This is a genomic window from Flavobacterium panici (genome assembly GCF_024499525.1).
GTDB classification, from domain to species: Bacteria; Bacteroidota; Bacteroidia; order Flavobacteriales; family Flavobacteriaceae; genus Flavobacterium; species Flavobacterium panici.
In genome coordinates this window covers 1,355,020-1,375,407 of record NZ_CP100437.1, presented here as the reverse complement: position 1 = coordinate 1,375,407, position 20,388 = coordinate 1,355,020, and the positions used below count along the sequence as shown (strand labels likewise).

At 33.4% G+C, this 20,388-nt stretch carries 22 protein-coding genes; 8 read left to right on the top strand and 14 right to left on the bottom strand.

Going from position 1 to position 20,388, the window contains the following annotated elements; genetic code table 11:
• Window positions 1–12: 12 nt before the first annotated feature.
• The 9 genes from NLJ00_RS06190 to NLJ00_RS06150 form a co-directional block, all read right to left on the bottom strand.
• Window positions 13–1,464 carry a DUF1254 domain-containing protein gene (locus tag NLJ00_RS06190; RefSeq protein ID WP_256636592.1) on the bottom strand — a complete coding sequence of 484 codons (1,452 nt, stop codon included), beginning with the start codon at window positions 1,462–1,464 and terminating at the stop codon, window positions 13–15.
• 39 nt (window positions 1,465–1,503) lie between these two features.
• A complete protein-coding gene (locus NLJ00_RS06185; RefSeq protein WP_256636591.1) occupies window positions 1,504–2,334 on the bottom strand; it encodes a hypothetical protein in 831 nt (276 codons plus the stop codon).
• Between the two features lie 96 nt (window positions 2,335–2,430).
• Window positions 2,431–3,444 (bottom strand): HAD family hydrolase, encoded by a 1,014-nt coding sequence (locus tag NLJ00_RS06180; protein WP_256636590.1) that lies wholly within the window; start codon window positions 3,442–3,444, stop codon window positions 2,431–2,433.
• A gap of 70 nt (window positions 3,445–3,514) precedes the next feature.
• Window positions 3,515–5,182: an arylsulfatase gene (locus NLJ00_RS06175; RefSeq protein ID WP_256636589.1), complete on the bottom strand. Its 1,668-nt coding sequence runs from the start codon at window positions 5,180–5,182 to the stop codon at window positions 3,515–3,517.
• A 402-nt stretch (window positions 5,183–5,584) separates the two neighbouring features.
• Complete coding sequence (gene pyk, locus NLJ00_RS06170; protein WP_053472897.1) at window positions 5,585–7,018, bottom strand: pyruvate kinase; 1,434 nt, start codon at window positions 7,016–7,018, stop codon at window positions 5,585–5,587.
• Between the two features lie 5 nt (window positions 7,019–7,023).
• The gene (locus NLJ00_RS06165) at window positions 7,024–7,512 is read right to left on the bottom strand and encodes an IPExxxVDY family protein (protein ID WP_053472898.1); all 489 of its coding nucleotides are present in this window, start codon (window positions 7,510–7,512) and stop codon (window positions 7,024–7,026) included.
• 125 nt (window positions 7,513–7,637) lie between these two features.
• A complete protein-coding gene (gene rnc / locus NLJ00_RS06160; RefSeq protein WP_053472899.1) occupies window positions 7,638–8,378 on the bottom strand; it encodes a ribonuclease III in 741 nt (246 codons plus the stop codon).
• A gap of 9 nt (window positions 8,379–8,387) precedes the next feature.
• Entirely contained in the window at window positions 8,388–9,641 is a 1,254-nt protein-coding gene (gene fabF, locus NLJ00_RS06155; RefSeq protein WP_053472900.1) for a beta-ketoacyl-ACP synthase II, read from the bottom strand.
• A gap of 243 nt (window positions 9,642–9,884) precedes the next feature.
• A complete protein-coding gene (locus NLJ00_RS06150) occupies window positions 9,885–10,121 on the bottom strand; it encodes an acyl carrier protein (RefSeq protein ID WP_007137004.1) in 237 nt (78 codons plus the stop codon).
• 175 nt (window positions 10,122–10,296) lie between these two features.
• Here NLJ00_RS06150 and purN point away from each other — a divergent pair, with 175 nt between their 5' ends.
• On the top strand, window positions 10,297–10,875 hold the full coding sequence (gene purN / locus NLJ00_RS06145; protein WP_053472901.1) for a phosphoribosylglycinamide formyltransferase: 579 nt from the start codon (window positions 10,297–10,299) through the stop codon (window positions 10,873–10,875).
• A gap of 152 nt (window positions 10,876–11,027) precedes the next feature.
• Window positions 11,028–11,507: a ribonuclease HI gene (rnhA, locus tag NLJ00_RS06140; RefSeq protein ID WP_053472902.1), complete on the top strand. Its 480-nt coding sequence runs from the start codon at window positions 11,028–11,030 to the stop codon at window positions 11,505–11,507.
• A gap of 71 nt (window positions 11,508–11,578) precedes the next feature.
• Here the strand turns inward: rnhA and NLJ00_RS06135 are convergent, their stop codons facing one another.
• Window positions 11,579–11,926, bottom strand: coding sequence for a DUF6249 domain-containing protein (locus tag NLJ00_RS06135; protein ID WP_180857093.1), 348 nt, complete (start codon window positions 11,924–11,926; stop codon window positions 11,579–11,581).
• A 463-nt stretch (window positions 11,927–12,389) separates the two neighbouring features.
• Here NLJ00_RS06135 and NLJ00_RS06130 point away from each other — a divergent pair, with 463 nt between their 5' ends.
• Genes NLJ00_RS06130 through NLJ00_RS06120 form a run of 3 tightly spaced genes read left to right on the top strand, consistent with a single transcriptional unit; the run spans window position 12,390 to window position 13,551 of the window.
• The gene (locus NLJ00_RS06130; RefSeq protein WP_256636588.1) at window positions 12,390–12,977 is read left to right on the top strand and encodes an RNA polymerase sigma factor; all 588 of its coding nucleotides are present in this window, start codon (window positions 12,390–12,392) and stop codon (window positions 12,975–12,977) included.
• Window positions 12,961–13,365 (top strand): hypothetical protein, encoded by a 405-nt coding sequence (locus NLJ00_RS06125; protein WP_256636587.1) that lies wholly within the window; start codon window positions 12,961–12,963, stop codon window positions 13,363–13,365. Before NLJ00_RS06130 ends, NLJ00_RS06125 begins: the two co-directional genes overlap by 17 nt.
• A gap of 12 nt (window positions 13,366–13,377) precedes the next feature.
• Complete coding sequence (locus tag NLJ00_RS06120; protein ID WP_256636586.1) at window positions 13,378–13,551, top strand: hypothetical protein; 174 nt, start codon at window positions 13,378–13,380, stop codon at window positions 13,549–13,551.
• 263 nt (window positions 13,552–13,814) lie between these two features.
• Here NLJ00_RS06120 and NLJ00_RS06115 read toward each other — a convergent pair whose 3' ends face one another.
• Window positions 13,815–14,093, bottom strand: a complete 279-nt coding sequence (locus NLJ00_RS06115) for a hypothetical protein (RefSeq protein ID WP_256636585.1) — start codon at window positions 14,091–14,093, stop codon at window positions 13,815–13,817.
• 245 nt (window positions 14,094–14,338) lie between these two features.
• Between NLJ00_RS06115 and NLJ00_RS06110 the strand changes: the two genes are divergently transcribed.
• The 3 genes from NLJ00_RS06110 (at window position 14,339) to NLJ00_RS06100 (ending at window position 17,977) form a co-directional block, all read left to right on the top strand.
• Window positions 14,339–15,262: a PfkB family carbohydrate kinase gene (locus NLJ00_RS06110; RefSeq protein WP_053472906.1), complete on the top strand. Its 924-nt coding sequence runs from the start codon at window positions 14,339–14,341 to the stop codon at window positions 15,260–15,262.
• An 82-nt stretch (window positions 15,263–15,344) separates the two neighbouring features.
• The gene (locus NLJ00_RS06105; protein ID WP_256636584.1) at window positions 15,345–17,243 is read left to right on the top strand and encodes an amidophosphoribosyltransferase; all 1,899 of its coding nucleotides are present in this window, start codon (window positions 15,345–15,347) and stop codon (window positions 17,241–17,243) included.
• Between the two features lie 428 nt (window positions 17,244–17,671).
• Window positions 17,672–17,977: a hypothetical protein gene (locus NLJ00_RS06100; protein WP_053472907.1), complete on the top strand. Its 306-nt coding sequence runs from the start codon at window positions 17,672–17,674 to the stop codon at window positions 17,975–17,977.
• Between the two features lie 64 nt (window positions 17,978–18,041).
• Here the strand turns inward: NLJ00_RS06100 and NLJ00_RS06095 are convergent, their stop codons facing one another.
• The 3 genes from NLJ00_RS06095 to NLJ00_RS06085 all read right to left on the bottom strand — a co-directional run bounded on the left by NLJ00_RS06095 (window position 18,042) and on the right by NLJ00_RS06085 (window position 20,379).
• Window positions 18,042–18,653, bottom strand: a complete 612-nt coding sequence (locus NLJ00_RS06095; RefSeq protein WP_053472908.1) for a superoxide dismutase — start codon at window positions 18,651–18,653, stop codon at window positions 18,042–18,044.
• A 139-nt stretch (window positions 18,654–18,792) separates the two neighbouring features.
• Window positions 18,793–19,419: an aminoacyl-tRNA hydrolase gene (gene pth, locus NLJ00_RS06090; RefSeq protein ID WP_053472909.1), complete on the bottom strand. Its 627-nt coding sequence runs from the start codon at window positions 19,417–19,419 to the stop codon at window positions 18,793–18,795.
• Window positions 19,420–19,767: 348 nt separating this feature from the next.
• On the bottom strand, window positions 19,768–20,379 hold the full coding sequence (locus NLJ00_RS06085; protein ID WP_053472910.1) for a 50S ribosomal protein L25/general stress protein Ctc: 612 nt from the start codon (window positions 20,377–20,379) through the stop codon (window positions 19,768–19,770).
• Window positions 20,380–20,388: the final 9 nt, after the last annotated feature.

The window sequence follows — 20,388 nt, the reverse complement described above, 5'->3', positions numbered from 1 at the left end:
ATCAGGGAGTAATTATTTCACTTCTTCAACATCTCCCATTTTCCATGTTTTGTCAAAAAATCCTTTTTCCGGGCCGTAGAAACGTGCCAGTAATTCGAATTTTCGTTTTGGATCTGTCGGAACCCAATTTGATTCTTTTCCTGTCGGAGCTTTTGCACCAAAATAAATATCTACAGAACCATCACTGTTTTTTTGAAGTCCCGGCGATGTTGAGGCACGGCTTGCATATTTCATTCCTAAAATAAGTGCATGGGTTTCACGATCGTAGGCTGTTACTGACCAATATAATTTTACCGGAACTTTTGCAGGCAAATGAAGTTTATACAATTTTGAGCCGTCAAATTCTTCGCCTTTATCATCTTTAATTGATATTAAATAGAATTGTCCCGTTCCTAAATGTTTGGCACTAAAATAGGCTATTGAATAGGCGATCGCTCTTTCGCGTACCGGATAAAGGTTTGGTATGGAATAATCACTCGCTATTGATTTTACAAAATCCTGCGAAACCGGTAATGCCCATTTAGTATCATTATAAAAAGGCATTTTAAATGCACTTTGATACTCTGAATCAATCCAGGTATGAGCATCTTTTATTGCGGCATTTAAAATTTCCTGTCTTCTGGCGTCGGCCTGAAAGATTTTTCCTTTTTCAATTCCAATAGTTTTTAACTGATCAATCATTGCTAGGTCTCGGGTTATCCAAGGTTCTCTTTGAATAAACTGATTCAATATTTCAAAAAAATGAAAGTCGTACGGAATGGTGTTACTGAATGGAACTTCTAATAAATCAACAAATGTTGTTGCGGGCGGATTATCAGCTTCAGAAAGCGGATATATCTTAACTTTTTTTCCGTAGTCAACTGCTCTTTTAATATCATTTGGACTTCCGTCTGTAAGATTTGAACGCAATATTGCATATCCTTTAAAAGTTGAAGAGGGCATGGGTATATATCCTAACGGAACGGCGTCTTTATAATTTGGCGGTAAAATGAGGTATTTGCCTCCTTTTCCTTTGTCGACTCCTGCGGGGCCAATATCTTCTATTGCGGTTTGCCACCCATCATCTAAACTTCCTGTTAGCGATGAAACGCCTTCAACCGGAGGAATTTCTAAAACAACAGGGCCTTGTCGTGTGTCGTACAATGGATTTACATAAATTACGTCTGGATTTGGGGTTAAGGTTTGGTTTTTGGAATTGATTAATCCCGACCAATAAATTATTTGATTGTAATCGCCTTTTACTTTTACAAGACTTTCATGAAGCAATTCTGAATTAACGGCGGGAATTCCCCAAATCACGGCTTCAAATGCCCGATTATAAACAAGCTGTTCTTCAAAATCTGCAGGTTTAAATACTGCTGTTTTTGTAGTATCGGCAGGTGTTGAAGTTTCTTTTTTTGTTGTAGAATTGGTACACGAGACCAAGCAACTCATTATTATAATGGATAAAATTTTTAACTTCATGATTTGTTTTTTTAAGATGAAAGAAACTCCTAAACGATGTTATGAGCCCGGAAAAACAAAGGCTAAAATAGCACGTAATCCCCAATCTGGTTTTGATTCAGAAGGTCCTGTAATTGGAATTAAAGGCGAAATCGCAAACTGAACGACCTGATCACCTAATTTTGTTACGGCACCAATAGATGGATTTAATGAGATTAGGGTTGTTTTTGCATCCCAGTTTTGAGTTATTTCGGCGTTTACACCTAAACTGGCTCCGCTTTTATAACTGTGAGAAAGAAATATCTGGGTGTAAAACTGATTAAAATCGGCGCGGTCTTCATTCCCGGCAACTGACCAAATTTGATTGGCTATGAAACCTACTGAAAGTCCTTTTCCCTGATGCATTACTAATACACTTGGACCGACTCCAAATTTTTCTGTTCCTAATAATTCATCTGTTGCTGTTGGAATTAAAAATGCCGGACCTATACCTAAAATAAGGCCTTTTGTTTTTGGAGCAAAAAAAGCGGTAACCGTTGCATCGCTTAATCCAAATTGATGTGTATTGTTTCCTGTAATATCTCGTTGATCAACTACTGGCAATATATAACGGGTAATTAGATTTAAATTTTCTGTTAATTTAAACGGAATTACCGGCTGTATATTTATTATATATTTTGATCCGTTAAAAGGGCCAATACCATAATTTAAATTGTTCTGCAAAGGCACACTAATTAAACTCGCCACTGGATTTGCGAGTTTATCTGCTAATTCCTGCGCACTTGCTCCGGCTTTTGGCGCGGCTTCCTGAGCGGAAATAACAAAAGAGAAAGTAAAAAACAGAGTGCTGAAAAATAATTTATGACTGATATAATACCTGATTCGTTTCATAACTGTTTTTTTAAGTTTTTTAATCCATCTAAAAATCTCAATGAAACAACTTTTGATGTCAAAAGCTGCTTCATTTGAGATCCTAACTAATTCAAATTATTTATCTGCAAAAACTTTTTTCCAGTCGTCTTTTATACTTACTACATGCCACTTGTTTTTTGCGGCTGTACTTAATGATAAATTATCTTTTTCCTGATAGCTGTATTCTCTAATGGAATCGTTGTGATTGACCAATAATTGAAAGGATGGGTATTTGTTTCCCTGCGAATATTTCAACATGGCAATATCTCCTGCTCCGCCTTCGTTTCCGCAGGCAAAAACCGGACGCTGGCCAATATGCAGCTGTATGCCAACTGGTTTTCCTTCTTTATCATTAAAATGATCTAAAGCAGATTCTCTCTGCACGGCATTTTTGGCATCATCATATTTGTATTTAAAAGAAGTTCCTACGACCTGATCTTTTGGAATTCCGTAAAAATCCTGAGATATTGCTCTTACCACTTCAATTGTACCGCCTGTTACGATATAGGTTTTAAATCCGTTGGCACGGAGATAATTCAGCAGTTCTAATTGAGGCTGATATCGTATTTGTTTTACCGGAATATTTTTGCCCGGATAACTAGCCGTTTTAAAAAAATCATTTACTGATTTTTCAAATTCGTCCTCGGTCATTCCGGTGTGGGTTGCAGCAACAAGTTCTATAAGGGCTTTGTCACCTCCTTTTTCAAAAAAGGTTTTGTCTTTTTCTACTACAGCTTTAAAAGGTTGTTTTTGTGCCAAAGCCGGATTGGCTCCAACCATTTTTTTTACCTGATAAAAAGCAAATAATTCCTGAACATATGGTTTTTCTGCCCATAATGTTCCGTCGTTATCAAAAGTCGCAATTCTATCCTCTATCGGAATAAAATCGGGAGTTCCTTTTTTGGTTACTTTTTCAACATAAGCAATAATAGCATCTTTTAAAGCACCTTTATTCCAGCTGGGAAGCGGATCTCCAACTATAACTGCTGAACTGTCTTTAGGATTAACAGTTGTAGCGTCATCTGATTTATTTTTGCATGAAACCAATAAAAATAAAAGCAGAGACAATACATATATTTTCTGATACATAGTATTGATTTTTAAGTTATAGAGCTTGAATTATGGGGTAATAATTCAAGCTCTACTAAACATTTATTTTCTACTTTTTCTTTTTTGAATCTGTTGCTTCTTCCTCTTTTAATTTAGGTAAAACGTTTTTCTCAATATATTTTTGTGCCTTAATATCTTTCATTGTTTCTTCCATGATAGTATAAGCTGAGAAACTTGGCGGAATTGATCTTGGAGGATATTCCTTAAATGTTTCTGCAAAAACTACCACATCTTGTATCGCTCCATACATTAATTGTACGTGATTCATCTGCCAGTCCCAAAAAGTATTTGAAGTAATATCGGCTCTTTCAAAAGGATCCTGGTACAAATTGAATATTTTTTGTAAACGCAGTTTGGTAAAAGGTTCTGCCCAAACTCCCAATGTACCTCCCAAACGCTGTTCTGCAAAAACATATTTATAATCGCCTTCTCTTAAACCAACTAAAAGACCATCATCATCTGTATAAAAGAATTTATCTCTGGCACTTTTTGGTGTTTTGCCTTCTAAAAATTTACTTTGATCAAAACCATCTAAATGTACTTTATAGTTTTTTCCGTTTGCTGAGTAACCTTTTAAAAGCTTGTTAACGATATCGGGTTCTCCTGCAATTGAAGCAAATGTAGGAATCCAGTCATTATGACTCATCAATTCAGTAGTTACAGTTCCTGCTTTGATATGTCCTGGCCAGCGTACAATACAAGGTACACGAAAAGCTCCTTCCCAGTTTGTATTTTTCTCAGAGCGAAATGGTGTCATTGCTCCATCTGGCCATGTGTTCATGTGAGGGCCATTATCTGTTGAATAAACCACGATCGTATTGTCGGCGATTCCTAAATCATCTAATGCTTTTAAAATACTTCCAATAGTTTCGTCGTGCTCAATCATACCATCAATATACTCACTGTCTCCATGTGTATATTTTCCTCTATGTTCTGCTCTAACGTGTGTACGAAGGTGCATACGTGTAGCATTGAACCAACAGAAAAATGGTTTGCCTGCTGCATTTTGTCTTTTGATAAAGTCAATTGCAGCAGCTGATGTTTCATCATCTACCGTTTCCATTCTTTTTTTAGTAAGTGGACCTGTATCTTCGATTCTTTGTTTTCCAATTTTTCCAAAGCGAGGATCTACAGTTCCGTCATCTGTACTTGTTGCTGTACATTTTAATACTCCTCTTGGTCCAAATCTTTTTAGATATTCCGGATCTTTAGGATAATCCGGCAATTCTGGTTCTTCTTCAGCATTCAAGTGATAGAGGTTTCCAAAAAATTCATCAAAACCGTTTACGGTTGGTAAATTTTCATTACGATCTCCCACGTGATTTTTACCAAATTGACCTGTTGCATATCCTAAACTTTTCATTATCCCTCCAATAGAAGGATCTAACTGGCTCATACCCATTGGCGCTCCAGGAAAACCAACTTTTGTAAGTCCGGTTCTAAGACCATGCTGTCCTGTTAAAAAAGCAGCACGTCCTGCAGTACAACTTTGTTCTCCATAATAATGAAGAAAACGCATTCCTTCATTGGCTAAACGATCAAGATTGGGTGTAGTATATCCCATAAGTCCATCGCTATAGGCGCTAATATTGGTAGTACCAATATCATCGCCCCACAATACTAAAATGTTGACTTTTTTCTGAGCTTTCACCTGAACAATCGTGAAGCATATGAATGCAAAAAGCATTATGGCATTTCTAAATTTACTTTGTTTCATGGTAATAAGATTTGTTAATAATTCGTTTGTATAATGGTTTTTATCTAAAAATCGAACTATAATTTTCTACAAAAATGAAGTAGAAAAAGTAACCTGTATGTAAAGCAATTTCTTAGAACATTTAGCTGTTGCCTTTGAGGGAATTTGCAGAAACTGTTTTTTTTAACGTTTTGTTAAGTATCTCAAAATTAAGTAATAAAAACACGAATAATCCTATTTTTAAGGCTTTACGTTGTTGCAAATTATAACTTGCAACATGAAAATGGTTTTATTTTGCTCCATGATGTTGCAAATTATAACTTGAAACGGGAGGATTTATAAACTGAAGAATATATAAAGCAAAAAAAATCCACCCGAATGGGTGGATTTGATTTTAAAATATCGTGATCTTAAAAAAGAAAACTATTCTATTTCAGAAACTCTCATGGTATTAACCATTCCTTTTTCTTTAATTGGCATTGCAGCAAGATTAATTAAATAATCACCTTTTGATGCATAGCCTTTTTCAACTGCAATTTTATTTACATCGGTTACAGTATCATCTGTACTTTCTTCATTATCATAGAAGAATGATTTAACTCCCCATAATAAATTCAATTGTGTTAAGATTCTTTTGTTTGAAGTAAATACTAAAATATGTGCCGAAGATGGTCTCCAAGCCGAAATTTGGAAAGCTGTATAACCGCTGTTTGTCAATGTACAAATTGCTTTAGCTTCAATTTCGTTTGCTAATAAGGCTGCCTGGTGACAAACTGTTTTAGTAACAAAACGTTTTGTTTTAATTTGTGGAGTGTTTTGTGGAACCTGAATTAGTGGAGAATTCTCAACAGCCTCACAAATTTGTGTCATTCTTTGAATAACTTGAACCGGATAATTTCCAGTTGCAGTTTCTCCAGACAACATTACAGCATCTGCACCATCCATTACTGAGTTAGCAACGTCGTTTACTTCTGCTCTTGTTGGTGTTAAACTTGTAATCATTGTTTCCATCATTTGGGTTGCAACGATAACAGGAATTCTAGCTGTTTTTGCTCTGCGAATCAAATCTTTTTGTACTAATGGTACTTCGTGAGCAGGAAGTTCAACTCCAAGATCTCCACGAGCAACCATTAAACCATCGCAATATGCTACAATTTTATCCATGTTCTCAAGAGCTTCCGGCATTTCAATTTTAGCAATAATTGGAATTTTATATTCTGAATGCTTAGCGATTAATTCTTGTAAATCTTGTAAATCGCGAGGAGTTTTCACAAATGAAAGTGCGATCCAGTCTACTTTTTGTTCAATTGCAAAAATGGCATCTGCAATATCTTTTTCAGTTAAAGCCGGTAAAGAAATTTTAGTGTTTGGAAGATTAACTCCTTTTTTAGATTTTAATTCTCCACCCTGAATTACTTTAGCAACAACTTCTGTTTTTTTATCTGTTGAAACAATTTCGAAAATCAGTTTACCATCATCAAGCAAAATACGTTCTCCAACATTTACATCATTTGGGAAATTTTGATATTTCATGAATGCTTTTTTTGCATTTCCGATAATATCTTCTGCTGTAGTGAAAGTAATTTCGTCACCATCATGTACAACCGTTCCTTCTTCCATTACACCAACTCTAAGTTTTGGTCCCTGCAAATCTCCTAAGATCGCTGTAGTGTAACCAAACTCTTCGTTCAGGCCTCTAATAATGTTAATTTTTTCTTTTACTCCTTCGTAGTCTGCATGCGAAAAATTGATTCTAAACACATTCACCCCTGCGTCGATCATATCCTTGATAATCTCTCTCGTACCACATGCAGGGCCTAATGTAGCTACAATTTTGGTTTTCTTGTTTGTTAACATTTTTTTTAAAAAATTAGATTGTTTTTTGATTTTATTTTATTGGTATCTACAGCATAAATTGCCGCAATACTTTCTATTGAATTTAGTTGTTGCTGAATTTCTGAAAAATCGACAGCTTCCTCACTGTTATCGATTTTCAGGAAAAAATCTACTTTTTTGAATTCAGGAAGTAAATGAATTGTTGTAGAAACCTCACTTGTCTCATTAGAAAACAAATTCTGGAAATCATTTGTACTCACAGAAATGATCTCATTTTTATTCTGAATCAAATTCCACGATACAGCTTTCTCAGAATCATAATAATAAAATCTCGAAAAATTTGCCTCACCTTCTTTAGTCTGAGCATGGATCTCGTTTTTGCTCTTACTTAAGTTAATCGGAAGGTTCTTATTGATAAAATAGGCCAGTCTATAATCTTCTAATGAAGTATGAATTGCCATTAAATAATAATCAATTTCGTCAAATTCGTCTAAATCCAATCTATGAATAGCCATGTCATGAAAAATCAAGTTGTAAATATACTATTTCTAACGGAGCATCAATAGTTATAAGCAGCTTGTTTTTGTTAATTTATAAACGAAAACGATTTAGCATTAAGAAAATTACATCAAAATTGTAATTATTTCTTATCTATTTTTTCCTGAAATGCAAAATAGGCTCTTTGTGAAGCTTTCTCTTCTGCTTTCTTTTTTGAGGTTGCCCGCGCTCGTGCGATTACCTTATCGTCTATACTTAATTTGACACCAAACAAGCGTTGTCCGTCAATACCGTTATCTTCGAAAATGTCGTAATGAAAGATCCTCTTTTCTTTCTGACACCATTCGATAACTAAGCTTTTATAACTAATTACTTTTCCTTCCAGTCTTGCAATATCGACATAAGGTGTAATTACTCTTTTTTGGATAAATCTTTCGCAATACGAATAACCTTTATCTAAATAAATAGCACCAATAAGCGATTCGAAAATATTACCATGAATATTTTCTCCAAAATGCTGAACAGGTACTTTACTTTCTACAAAACGCACTAAATTCAAATCTTTGCCAAGTTCATTTAAATGTTCGCGGCTTACGATTTTTGAGCGCATTTTTGTTAAATATCCTTCGTCTCCATTTGGTGCCTTATTAAACAAATGCGCAGCAATTACAGCACTTAGCATAGCATCTCCTAAAAATTCTAAACGTTCGTAATTTATAGGATGCCCTGCTTCATCTAATTTATTTGACGATCTATGGGTAAAAGCTTTTTTGTAAAATTCAATATTTACAGGCTGAAAACCAAGAATTTTCTGAATAGTGTCAAAAAAAATCCCGTCTTCTAGAGAACGGGATTTAGAAAATATTTTTTTGATAATATTCATATACGAAAATTAGTCAGCGATTTTTTTAAACAATACACATGCATTGTGACCACCAAAACCAAATGTGTTACTCATAGCAACATTCACTTCTCTTTTTTGAGGTTGGTTTAAGGTAAGGTTTAATGCAGGATCGATATTCTCATCAACTACTGTATGGTTAATCGTAGGAGGAACAATACCGTGTTTCATTGCTAAGATAGAAGCAATAGCTTCGATAGCTCCGGCAGCACCAAGTAAATGTCCTGTCATTGATTTTGTCGAGTTGATATTGATGTTTTTTGCATGATCACCAAAAACGGCACTAATAGCTTTCAATTCTGCAACATCTCCAAGTGGAGTAGAAGTTCCGTGAGTATTGATATGATCAACATCTTCAGGGTTCATTCCAGCATCTCTCAGCGTATTTTTCATTACTGCAATAACTCCAATTCCTTCCGGATGTGGTGCTGTTAAATGGTAAGCATCAGATGACATTCCGCCTCCTCCAATTTCACAGTAAATTTTTGCACCTCTTGCTTTTGCATGTTCGTAATCTTCAAGAACTAAAGCTCCTGCTCCTTCTCCTAAAACAAAACCATCTCTGGTTGCATCAAAAGGTCTTGAAGCTGTTTCCGGACTTTCGTTTCTTGTTGATAAAGCGTGCATAGAGTTAAAACCTCCCATACCGGCAATGGTAATTGCAGCTTCAGAACCACCAGATACAATAATATCACACATTCCTAAACGAATGTAGTTGAAAGCATCAATTAATGCATTTGCAGAAGATGCACATGCAGAAACTGTAGTATAATTTGGTCCCATATAGCCGTTACGCATAGAAATATGCGCTGGAGCGATATCGGCAATCATTTTTGGAATAAAAAACGGATTGAACTTTGGGGTTCCATCACCTTTTGCATAATAAATTACTTCTTCCTGGAATGTTTCTAAACCTCCAATTCCTGCTCCCCAGATAACACCAACTCTAGTTTTGTCGACATTATCATCTGTAAGTCCGGCATCTTTAATAGCTTCATCACTGGCAGCAACTGCATATTGAGCAAATTTATCTAATCTTCGAGATTCCTTGCGATCCATGTAATCTTCAATATTGAAGTTTTTCACTTCGCAGGCAAATTTCGTTTTATGCTTCTCTGTATCATAATATGTGATAGGAGCGGCTCCGCTTACCCCATTCACAAGTGCATTCCAATAATCCTGGATATTATTCCCGATAGGAGTAAGTGCACCTAATCCTGTTACCACAACTCGCCTTAATGTCATAAATTATGTATTTTGTGTCTTTAAACAAATAAAACCCACGCTTTCTTAACAGTTTTGTTACTTAAGAGCCATGGGTATTACAATATAAATATATCTTTTTGATTGAAAATCAATCGAAATTTAAATTTAAAAAAATAATAACACCCGATTTCTAGAAATTCCAATTTTTTAAAAAAAACAAATTCCAATTTTGGAATTTGGACATTCAAACTTTGGAATTTTTAAAATTCGGGTGTGGTATTATTATTTTTTAGCTTCCTCGATATAAGAAATAGCTTGACCTACAGTAGCAATGTTTTCTGCTTGATCGTCTGGAATTTGAATATCAAATTCTTTTTCGAATTCCATAATAAGCTCAACAGTGTCTAATGAGTCAGCTCCCAAATCATTAGTGAAGCTTGCTTCTGTTACAACTTCGTTTTCGTCAACACCTAATTTGTCTACGATAATCGCTTTTACTCTTGATGCAATGTCTGACATAATCTTTAATTTTAGAATTTAATTTGTTGGCAAAAATAAAAAACTTTATTTTAAAACAACTATTTAGTTTATAAATGTGACACTAATTTATAAAATTAATTTCAAGAAAGGTCTTTTAAAGCTATTTATTTTCGATTTTTATTCCGTTTTTTGCATTCTCAAAATAAATTCTATTATGAAAAAAATTATCGTTTTTGCCTCAGGATCAGGAACTAACGCAGAAAACATTATAAAATATTTTTCGAACATTGAAATTGCAAAGGTCGTTTCGGTTTTTACAAATAATGCTTCGGCAAAAGTTATTGAAAGAGCAAAAAATCATCAAATTCCAGTCGAAATTTTCGAAAAAAACGAACTTTTAGAGCGAAACGTATTACAAAAAATACAAAAAATCGACCCGGATTTGATAGTTCTTGCTGGTTTTTTGTTGAAATTTCCTGAAAACATAATTGAACAGTATCCAAACAAAATAATCAACATTCATCCTGCACTTTTACCTAAATATGGAGGCAAAGGAATGTACGGAATGCATATACACAGGGCGATAGTTAATAATAAGGAGAAAGAAACCGGAATCTCTATTCATTATGTAAACGAAAATTATGATGAAGGCGGGATCATATTTCAGCAAAATGTTGTTTTAACTGATGAAGATACTCCTGAAACGGTGGCTGAAAAGATTCATGAATTAGAACAAAAACATTTTCCTGAGATTATTCATAGAATACTTGAAGATTCAGATTCTAAAATTTAAACCATATTAAGTTATATAAGATAATTTAAGGCTGGCGTTTAAAAACTAGATAAGAAATACTAAAAATTAGAATGAACTTTTAATAACCTAAGAAATATAAGACAATATTTTAAATGGACTTATATAACTTATATGGTTAACAAAAAAATAAAATGACCCAACACGAAGTACATATATATACAGATGGCGCTGCAAAAGGAAATCCGGGAAATGGCGGTTATGGCGTGGTCATGGAATTAGTTGGAACTCCGCATAAAAAAGAATTTTACGAAGGTTTTCGTCTTACTACTAATAACAGAATGGAACTTCTGGCTGTAATTGTTGGTTTAGAAAAATTGAAAAAGCCAAATATGAAAGTCCTTGTAATTTCTGATTCTAAATATGTAGTGGATTCTGTTGAAAAAAAATGGGTTTTAGGCTGGGAGAAAAAGAAATTTGCCGGTAGAAAAAATCCCGATTTATGGAAACGCTTTTTAATTATTTATCGTAAACATCAAGTAGATTTTAAATGGATAAAAGGTCACAATAATCATCCACAAAACGAACGCTGCGACGAACTTGCTGTTATGGCATCAGCGCAGCCCAAGCTTTCTGTAGATGTTTATTACGAAACTATTGGATCTAAAGAATAACAAAAACGCGCTTAAAACAATTGCTTTAAACGCGTTTTTTAGTTACTAACTTAAAATCTTTACAAACTCTACTACTCTTTATCCAAATCTTTTGCTGTTTTAAATCCAGTCAAAAGTCCAATTCCTGCCATTATAAAAATAATTGAAGGATAAACCGCTCCGTCATTTAGTGAAGTGTAAGTTGTAATCAATAAAGCAAGAAAAATTCCAACGCCACTTCCTATTAATAAAAATGCCAGATTTACAACAAGTATTTTCCAAGGCGAGACTCCATTTTTTTTTGCTTGTAAAAAGATACTAGCATCAACACCTTTTTCTATAAGTGCTAAACGCTCTCTGTTTCTTGTTGAGTAAACTAAATAAACGATCCCGAAGATCATTGCAAAAAAGCTAAGTGGTACTAAAATTTCTGGTCCCATAATTTTATATTTTTTTAATTGATTGATACTCCATATGACGAGGCTTTTTAAATTGAGGTTACAAGAAAATTAAAAAAATTTAAAATTTTTTAATTCCAAATTCCAAAACCTACTGATTATCAGTTAATTTTGAGATTTATTAAAAATATTTAATAACAAATACGAGTCGTAATTGTCATTTCGACGAAAGAGAAATCTCCGCGAGAAGCTCGTCAAGGATTAGACTCTCGTTGCGGAGTTTACTTGTGGAGATTTCTCCTTCGTCAAATGACAAGAATACGTGAACAAATTGTGAATATAAATTTTTGACAAAGTTCTATACTTATATATATGTATATATAACCAAATTGGAATTTGGAATTTTAATATTGGATTTTCCATTTAGAATTTGTTCTTTCAAAAAAAATAGAATTTATTTTAAATTTCTTGTAACCTAATTAAACAAACTGTCGTCCTATATAATATGAGTACAATAAGTGATCAACATTATATCGATAAAGTTCTGCAGGGCGAGACAAATGCGTTTGCCGTTCTGGTGGATCGTTATAAGGATATGATTTTTACTTTGGCACTCAAAATGGTTAAAAATCGAGAAGAAGCAGAAGAAGTTTCACAAGATACGTTTATTAAAATTTATAGTTCATTGAATAAATTTAAAGGTGAATCTAAATTTTCGACCTGGATTTATAAAATTGCTTATAATACTTGTCTGGACAGATTAAAGAAAAGTAAAAAAGATGATTTTAATATTTCGATAGATGATTTTTCATCTCATTTAATAAAAACAATGGATACTGCTTTAACCGCTTTAGAAGACAAAGAACGAAAGCAAACCATTCAAAAATGTTTAAATTTGTTACCAAGTGATGAAAATTTCCTTTTAACTTTATTTTATTTTGATGATCAAAATTTAGAAGAAATTGGAAAGATCATGAATATATCCGCAAATAATGCGAAAGTAAAATTATTTAGAAGCCGACAAAAATTAGCCGTAATTTTGAGACAGCAGTTAGAACCTGAAATAATAGAATGTTATGAAAGAGAGCGATAAAAATATAGAGCAGCTTATTGAAAAAATGATGGCCGAAGAAAAACTGCAGTCGCCATCAATAGATTTTACCTCAAAAATAATGGCAAAAGTCGAATTATTAGAAGAGAAAAAAATCAAAGTATACAAACCTTTAATTTCTAAATCGGTTTGGATTTTTATCGGATTGGCTGTAGCAGCATTATTAATTTATATTTCTCTTTTTTCAGTTTCAGAAAACAATTGGAAAATCGACGAAATTGGAAAATTATATTCTGACAAAATTTCAACAGCATTTTCAGGAATTCATTTTTCGAAAAATATTTTGTACGCCTTTTTGATTGTTCCTTTTATGATTTTAGTTCAGGTTGGTCTTTTGAAAAATTATTTTGATAAGAAGTATCAGTTGTAGATTATTTAAAAAATGAAAATAGAAAAAACAGAAAATAATTTATCTAAGGAAGATTTTTCAAATTGGATAAAAAAAGCTGAAAAATCTCCAGTGATTTCTTTAGAAGAGTTTAATGAAAAATGGGAAGAAAAAATATTACAAATAAAAAAACTTCATTTAAAAGAATCTTCTCTTTTACTTAAATAATCAATTGCTCGATAACAATCGGAGCTTATATCATATTTGTTTATATAAAGAAAGTAGGCTATAGTTGAGTGCTCCCCTTCTTTTATGACCGCTCGATTAAGAACTAATCTTTTTGATGCTGTTTCTTTTGAATACTTTTTTAAAAATTTATCAAATCCTAAATTTAAATATTCATTTTCTATTTTTGAATTCAATTTAAACCTTTGAGGATAATTCGGTTTTCCAAACAATCTTTCATCCAAGACAAGCTTTTCATTTAAAACTTAATTTAAAAAATCCTTGAAAGATTTAAATTTTTCAGAATAATACTCATTATAAAAGAAAAACAATTCATTACTATTTATTAAAACAATTTCATTGCTTTTAATGCGAAAATATAAATCTGTAAATGACGTTGGCGGAGGTGGCAATCTTACAACTCCTTCTTTTATTTCTCCCCGATCAGCTAAAATTTCTATCATTTCTTCAGAAAAATTAGGATCTTTTCTTTCACAGGAAATCAAAAGACAAAACAATATTAATAAGTTTATTATTTTCTTCATAAATGAGTTTTGATGTTTGAACAAATCTAGCAAAAATCTTTACTGCTTTTTTTCAAAATAAAACTTGCAATTTAAATCCGGAAAACATATTTTAAGCACTCGGAAAAACTAAATATAATTCATTCATTTACAATAGAATTAGACCCGAAATCGTTATTGTTTTTTTAAGAAAATTTTGAGAACCTAAACCGTTGCAAGATTGTAACTTATAGAGTATCTTTGCACCCTAATTCGAAATTCATAAAATGAATAAATTATTGATTGTTGGAACGGTTGCTTTCGACGCGATTGAAACTCCTTTCGGAAAAACAGATAAAATTTTAGGTGGTGCTGCAACGTACATTGGTTTATCAGCTTCATTTTTCAACTTGCAATCGGCCATAGTTTCTGTAGTTGGCGATGATTTTCCTCAAGAACATTTAGACTTATTAACTTCAAAAAATATTGATATCTCTGGTATCGAAATTGTAAAAGGCGGTAAAACGTTTTTTTGGAGCGGTTTATACCACAATGATTTAAATTCTAGAGATACATTAGTAACTGAGTTGAACGTTTTAGCTGATTTTCAGCCAAAAGTTCCTCAAAACTACAAAGATGCTGATGTTGTAATGTTAGGAAATTTACATCCGTTAGTACAAAGCAGCGTTTTAGATCAATTAGAGAAAAAACCAAAATTAGTTGTTTTAGATACAATGAACTTTTGGATGGACTGTGCTCTTCCGGAATTATTAGACGTTATTAAACGTGTAGATGTTATTACAATCAATGACGAAGAAGCAAGACAACTTTCTGGTGAATATTCATTAGTAAAAGCAGCGGCTAAAATCCAGGATATGGGACCAAAATATGTGGTGATCAAAAAAGGAGAACACGGCGCACTTTTATTCCACAACAGAGAAGTATTTTTTGCACCAGCTTTACCGCTTGAAGATGTTTTTGACCCAACCGGAGCCGGAGACACGTTTGCAGGAGGATTTTCTGGATTCATTGCACAAAGCGAAAACATTTCGTTTAACAATTTGAAAAATGCAATTATTTACGGTTCAAATTTAGCTTCGTTCTGCGTAGAGAAATTTGGAACTGAAAGGATGGAAACATTAAGCAAAGCAGAAGTAGCGATTCGATTACAGCAATTTAAGTCGTTAACTCAGTTTGACATAGAAATATAATGCCCAAAAGCCTCGATAACACGGGGCTTTTTTTTATTACGTTAATACACACAACTTACAACAACACAAAATACAAGAAACAATGAGCGACGCTTTAAAACACGAATGTGGTATAGCCTTAGTTAGACTTCTTAAACCGCTTGAATATTATAAAGAGAAATACGGAACTGCTTTTTACGGAATTCAGAAAATGTATTTGATGATGGAAAAACAGCACAACCGTGGACAAGACGGAGCTGGTTTTGCAAGCATCAAACTTGATGTTGAACCTGGACAACGCTACATCAGCAGAGTTCGTTCAAACCATTCGCAGCCAATACAAGATGTTTTTAAACAAATCAATGAGAGAATCAGTGAGGAATTAAAAGCACAGCCTGAAATTGGTGACGATGTTCAAAAAATAAAATCAGAAATTCCATATGTTGGTGAATTGTTTTTAGGACACGTTCGTTACGGAACTTTTGGAAAAAACAGTATCGAAAGCGTACATCCATTTTTACGTCAAAGTAACTGGATGCACCGTAACTTGATTTTGGCCGGAAATTTCAATATGACTAATGTTAAAGAACTTTTCGAAAACTTAGTTGAACTTGGACAGCACCCAAAAGAAATGGCAGATACTGTTACAGTAATGGAAAAAATTGGTCACTTCTTAGATAAAGAAGTTATGCAATTGTACCAAGACTGTAAAGCCGAAGGTTACTCAAAAAGAGAAGCTTCACCAGTAATTGCTGAACGTTTGGATATTGCAAAAATATTAGCTCGTTCTGCTAAAAACTTAGATGGCGGTTATGCAATGGCTGGTTTATTAGGTCATGGCGACGCTTTTGTTTTTAGAGATCCAGCCGGAATTCGTCCAGCATATTTTTACCAAGATGATGAAGTAGTAGTTGTAGCTTCTGAAAGACCTGTTATTCAAACTGTATTTAATGTGCCTTTTGAAAACGTTCAGGAAATCGATCCGGGTCACGCTTTGATTATCAAGAAAAACGGAAAAGTTTCTATGAATCAAATCTTAGAACCAACTGTAAAGAAAGCTTGTTCGTTTGAAAGAATTTATTTCTCAAGAGGAAGTGATGCTGAAATTTATCAGGAACGTAAAAATTTAGGTAAATTAATTTTGCCTGCAGTTCTTAACGCAATTGACAGCGATACAGACAATACTGTTTTCTCTTACATTCCAAATACAGCCGAAACTTCATTTTATGGTTTAGTCGAGGCTGCTCAGGATTTCTTAAATCAGAGAAAAAACAATTATATTCTGGAAAACAGAAATACACTTACTGCAGAAACGCTTCAGGAACTTTTAGCTGTAAAAATACGTACAGAAAAAGTGGCTATTAAAGATGCTAAACTTAGAACCTTTATTACTGAAGACAGCAGCCGTGATGATTTAGTTGCTCACGTTTACGATGTTACTTATGGTGTAATTAAACCAGAAGACAATTTAGTTATTATTGACGATAGTATTGTTCGTGGTACTACATTGAAAATGAGTATCATTAAAATGATGGATCGTTTAAAACCAAAACGTATTGTTATTGTTTCATCGGCACCACAAATTCGTTATCCTGACTGTTACGGAATCGATATGGCAAAACTTGAAGGACTTGTTGCCTTTAGAGCTGCTTTAACATTATTGAAAGAAAGAAACTTATATTATATTGTTGACGAAGTTTATGCTAAATGTAAAGCTCAGGAAAATTTCGCAGACACAGATGTTGTGAATTATGTAACTGCAATTTACGACCAATTTACACCAGAAGAAATTTCAGATAAAATTGCCGAGATGTTAAGTTCTCCGGAAATTAATGCCGAGGTAAAAATTATTTTCCAAAAAGTAGAAGACTTACATATTGCATGTCCTAAAAACTTAGGAGACTGGTACTTTACAGGTGATTATCCTACCCCAGGAGGAAACCGCGTTGTAAATCGAGCATTTATGAATTTCTACGAAGGAAAAGACGCCAGAGCGTATTAAAAAAGTATTAATAAAAGGTTAATTTGTGCATTTCATCGGTTTTTTTTGCCGTTTATCCTGTTTGTTTGGTAAAAATGAAAAGCTACAATACTTTTGGGAAACCATAACATTAGTAGGTTAAGTTTATGGTAGATTTGGGGCAAAAAGGGTGGAAGAGATTCCACCTTTTTTATTGGAATAAACTCAAGTATTTCTCCTTTAACATATTATAGTCATTTCATCGGATATATTTACCTTTCATCCGAAAAATTTTCTTAATAAAAATAACTGTCATACATTTATAAAACCATAACATTAGTAGGTTAAGTTTATGGTAGATTTGGGGCAAAAAAGGTGGAAGAGATTCCGCCTTTTTTATTACAATAAAATCAAAGTTTTTCGGTTTATAAAATTATTAATATCGCACTTCAATTATTTAAACCAATCATATGCAATTTCTTAAAAAGTTTTTTATTCTTATTATCCTAAGTCTTTCCTTTATCAGTTGTTCCGGAACAAAATCTACTACTGCAAATACAACTAAAGATGGCAGTTCAATTAAAAATGCCATCAAAGTAAAAAGTGTTTCAGAAGAATATCAAATTGTGAGACAGCTGTGCCCTAATTGCAAAATGAACGGACAGGCTCTACTGAGTGAAGGAAATAAACATTACGATTTATTAAGTTTAACTAACGAAAAAGGAGAAGAGGTTAAATATTATTTTGACATCAACAGTTTCTTCGGAAAATGGTAAAATAAAAAAAGACGGATAACTTTTTAGTCATCCGTCTTTTCTCTTTATTCTTTACTCTATTTTCTTATTTGTCTAAAGCATATCTTCTAGCAACTTCTGTCCAGTTAATTACACTAAAGAAAGCTTCAATATAATCCGGTCTTCTGTTTTGGTAGTTTAAATAGTAAGCATGTTCCCAAACGTCCATTCCTAAGATTGGAGTTCCACCATTACCAGCAACTTCCGGCATTAATGGATTATCTTGATTTGGAGTACCTACAACTTCTAATTTTCCTCCTTTAAGTACTGTTAACCAAGCCCATCCTGAACCAAACTGAGTTGCTCCGGCTTTAGCGAATTTTGCTTTAAATTCTTCAAAAGTTCCAAAAGAATCTTCGATAGCAGCTAATAAATCTCCTGTTGGTAATCCTCCTCCGTTTGGAGACATTACTGTCCAAAACAAGTTGTGGTTGTAAAAACCTCCACCATTGTTACGAACTGCAGCGTTTGATTTATCTAAGTTAATTAAGATATTTTCGATTGTTTTTCCCTCTAAATCTGTTCCTGCGATAGCAGCGTTAAGATTTGTAGTGTATGCATTGTGGTGCTTTGTATGGTGGATCTCCATTGTACGCGCATCAATATGTGGTTCTAATGCATCATATGCATAAGGTAATTGTGGTAATTCAAAAGCCATGATATAAGGATTTTTATGGTTTATAATAATTTATCCCAAATTTAGACATTTAACTTTGTAATTGAAAATACTATTTCGTTATAATTCAATTTAATTAATTGATAAATTGATTTTTTTTAATATAAATAACTGAAAATCTTTATTTTCCATTAAACGTTGTCATGGTATTTTCTAATCCTGCCGTTCCAAAAGATCTAATAATTTCGGCTGAAGTTTCTAAACGTTCCGGTAATTTCGAATTTTCATCATCATTCCATTCTCCCAAAACATAATCTATCTGCTGTCCTTTTTTAAATTGATCGCTGATTCCAAATCTAAAACGGGTATATTGCTGTGTATTCAAAACGAGATTAATGTTTTTTAATCCGTTATGGCCTCCATCGCTTCCTTTTGGTTTGATTCTGATGGTTCCGAATGACAGGTTTAAATCATCTGTAATTACAAGAATATTTTCCAGCGGAATATTCTCTTTATCCATCCAGTATTTTACTGCTTTTCCGCTAAGGTTCATGTAAGTGTTTGGTTTAAGCAGAAGAAATGTTCTTCCTTTAAACTTATATTCGGCTAAAGATCCTAGTTTTACGGTTTCAAATGACAGGCTTTCTTTTCTGGCTAAAAAGTCTAATACTTTAAATCCGATATTGTGTCTTGTGTTTACGTATTCGGCTCCAATATTTCCTAAACCAACAATTAAATATTTCTTCATATTATCTATGTTCTCTTCTTTTTGTGTTGATGAAAACAGTTTTGTTATCCATTTTATCATGTTTGCAAAAGTATGATTAATTAGAGAATGTGCCAATTGGTTGATTGGATAATTATTTTTTAACTGTGAATATTCTTTAAGGATGGCACACGGATGATGCGGATGAAACAGGTTTACACTGATTTTTATTTGTATGTTCAATATTTTATCCTGAGCGATCCCAAAGTCTCGGGAGAAGGACCGTAAGGTGTTCGATAATCTAAATTTAATACTTTGTGCGGGCTTCGACTTCGCTCAGCCTGACAGCAATGAAAAAACTTAGTATCTCAGCACCTTAGAAACTTAGAAACTCAAAAAAAAAGCCCCAATCGTAAGATTGAGGCTTTTTGTATTGAATAATTGAAAAAATTATTTTTTCTTTCCTTTTGCAGGAGCTTTTGCAGCTTTTGCAGCTTCTTGAGCAGCTTTCATAGCAGCACGAGAAATTCTTACTTGAGCAACAACTGTGTTGTCTGGGTGCATGATTTTGTATTCTGGAGCACCAACTTTAGTAACGTATAATTTGTTACCCATTTCAAGTGGAGTAATATCAGCTTCAACAAAATCAGGAAGATTTTTAGGTAAAGCTTTTACTTTTAATTTACGAGTGTTTAAACGTAAAACACCTCCAGCAAGAACACCTTTAGATGTACCAACAATTTTCACAGGAACTTCCATTGTGATTTCTTTGTCATCAAATAATTGGAAGAAGTCAATGTGTAAAATTTTGTCAGATACAGGGTGAACCTGAATGTCTTGCAAAATTGCATTGAATGATTTTCCTTTTCCAAGTTCGATCACAACTGTGTGAGCGTTTGGAGTGTAAACCAAGTTTTTGAATGCCGCAGCGTCCGCTGAGAAATGTACTGCCTGATTTCCTCCGTATAACACGCAAGGAACCGCTCCAGCATTACGTAAGGCTTTAGTTGACACTTTGCCCACGCTTTCTCTTTCTGATCCTTTAATTGTAATCGATTTCATTGTAAAAAA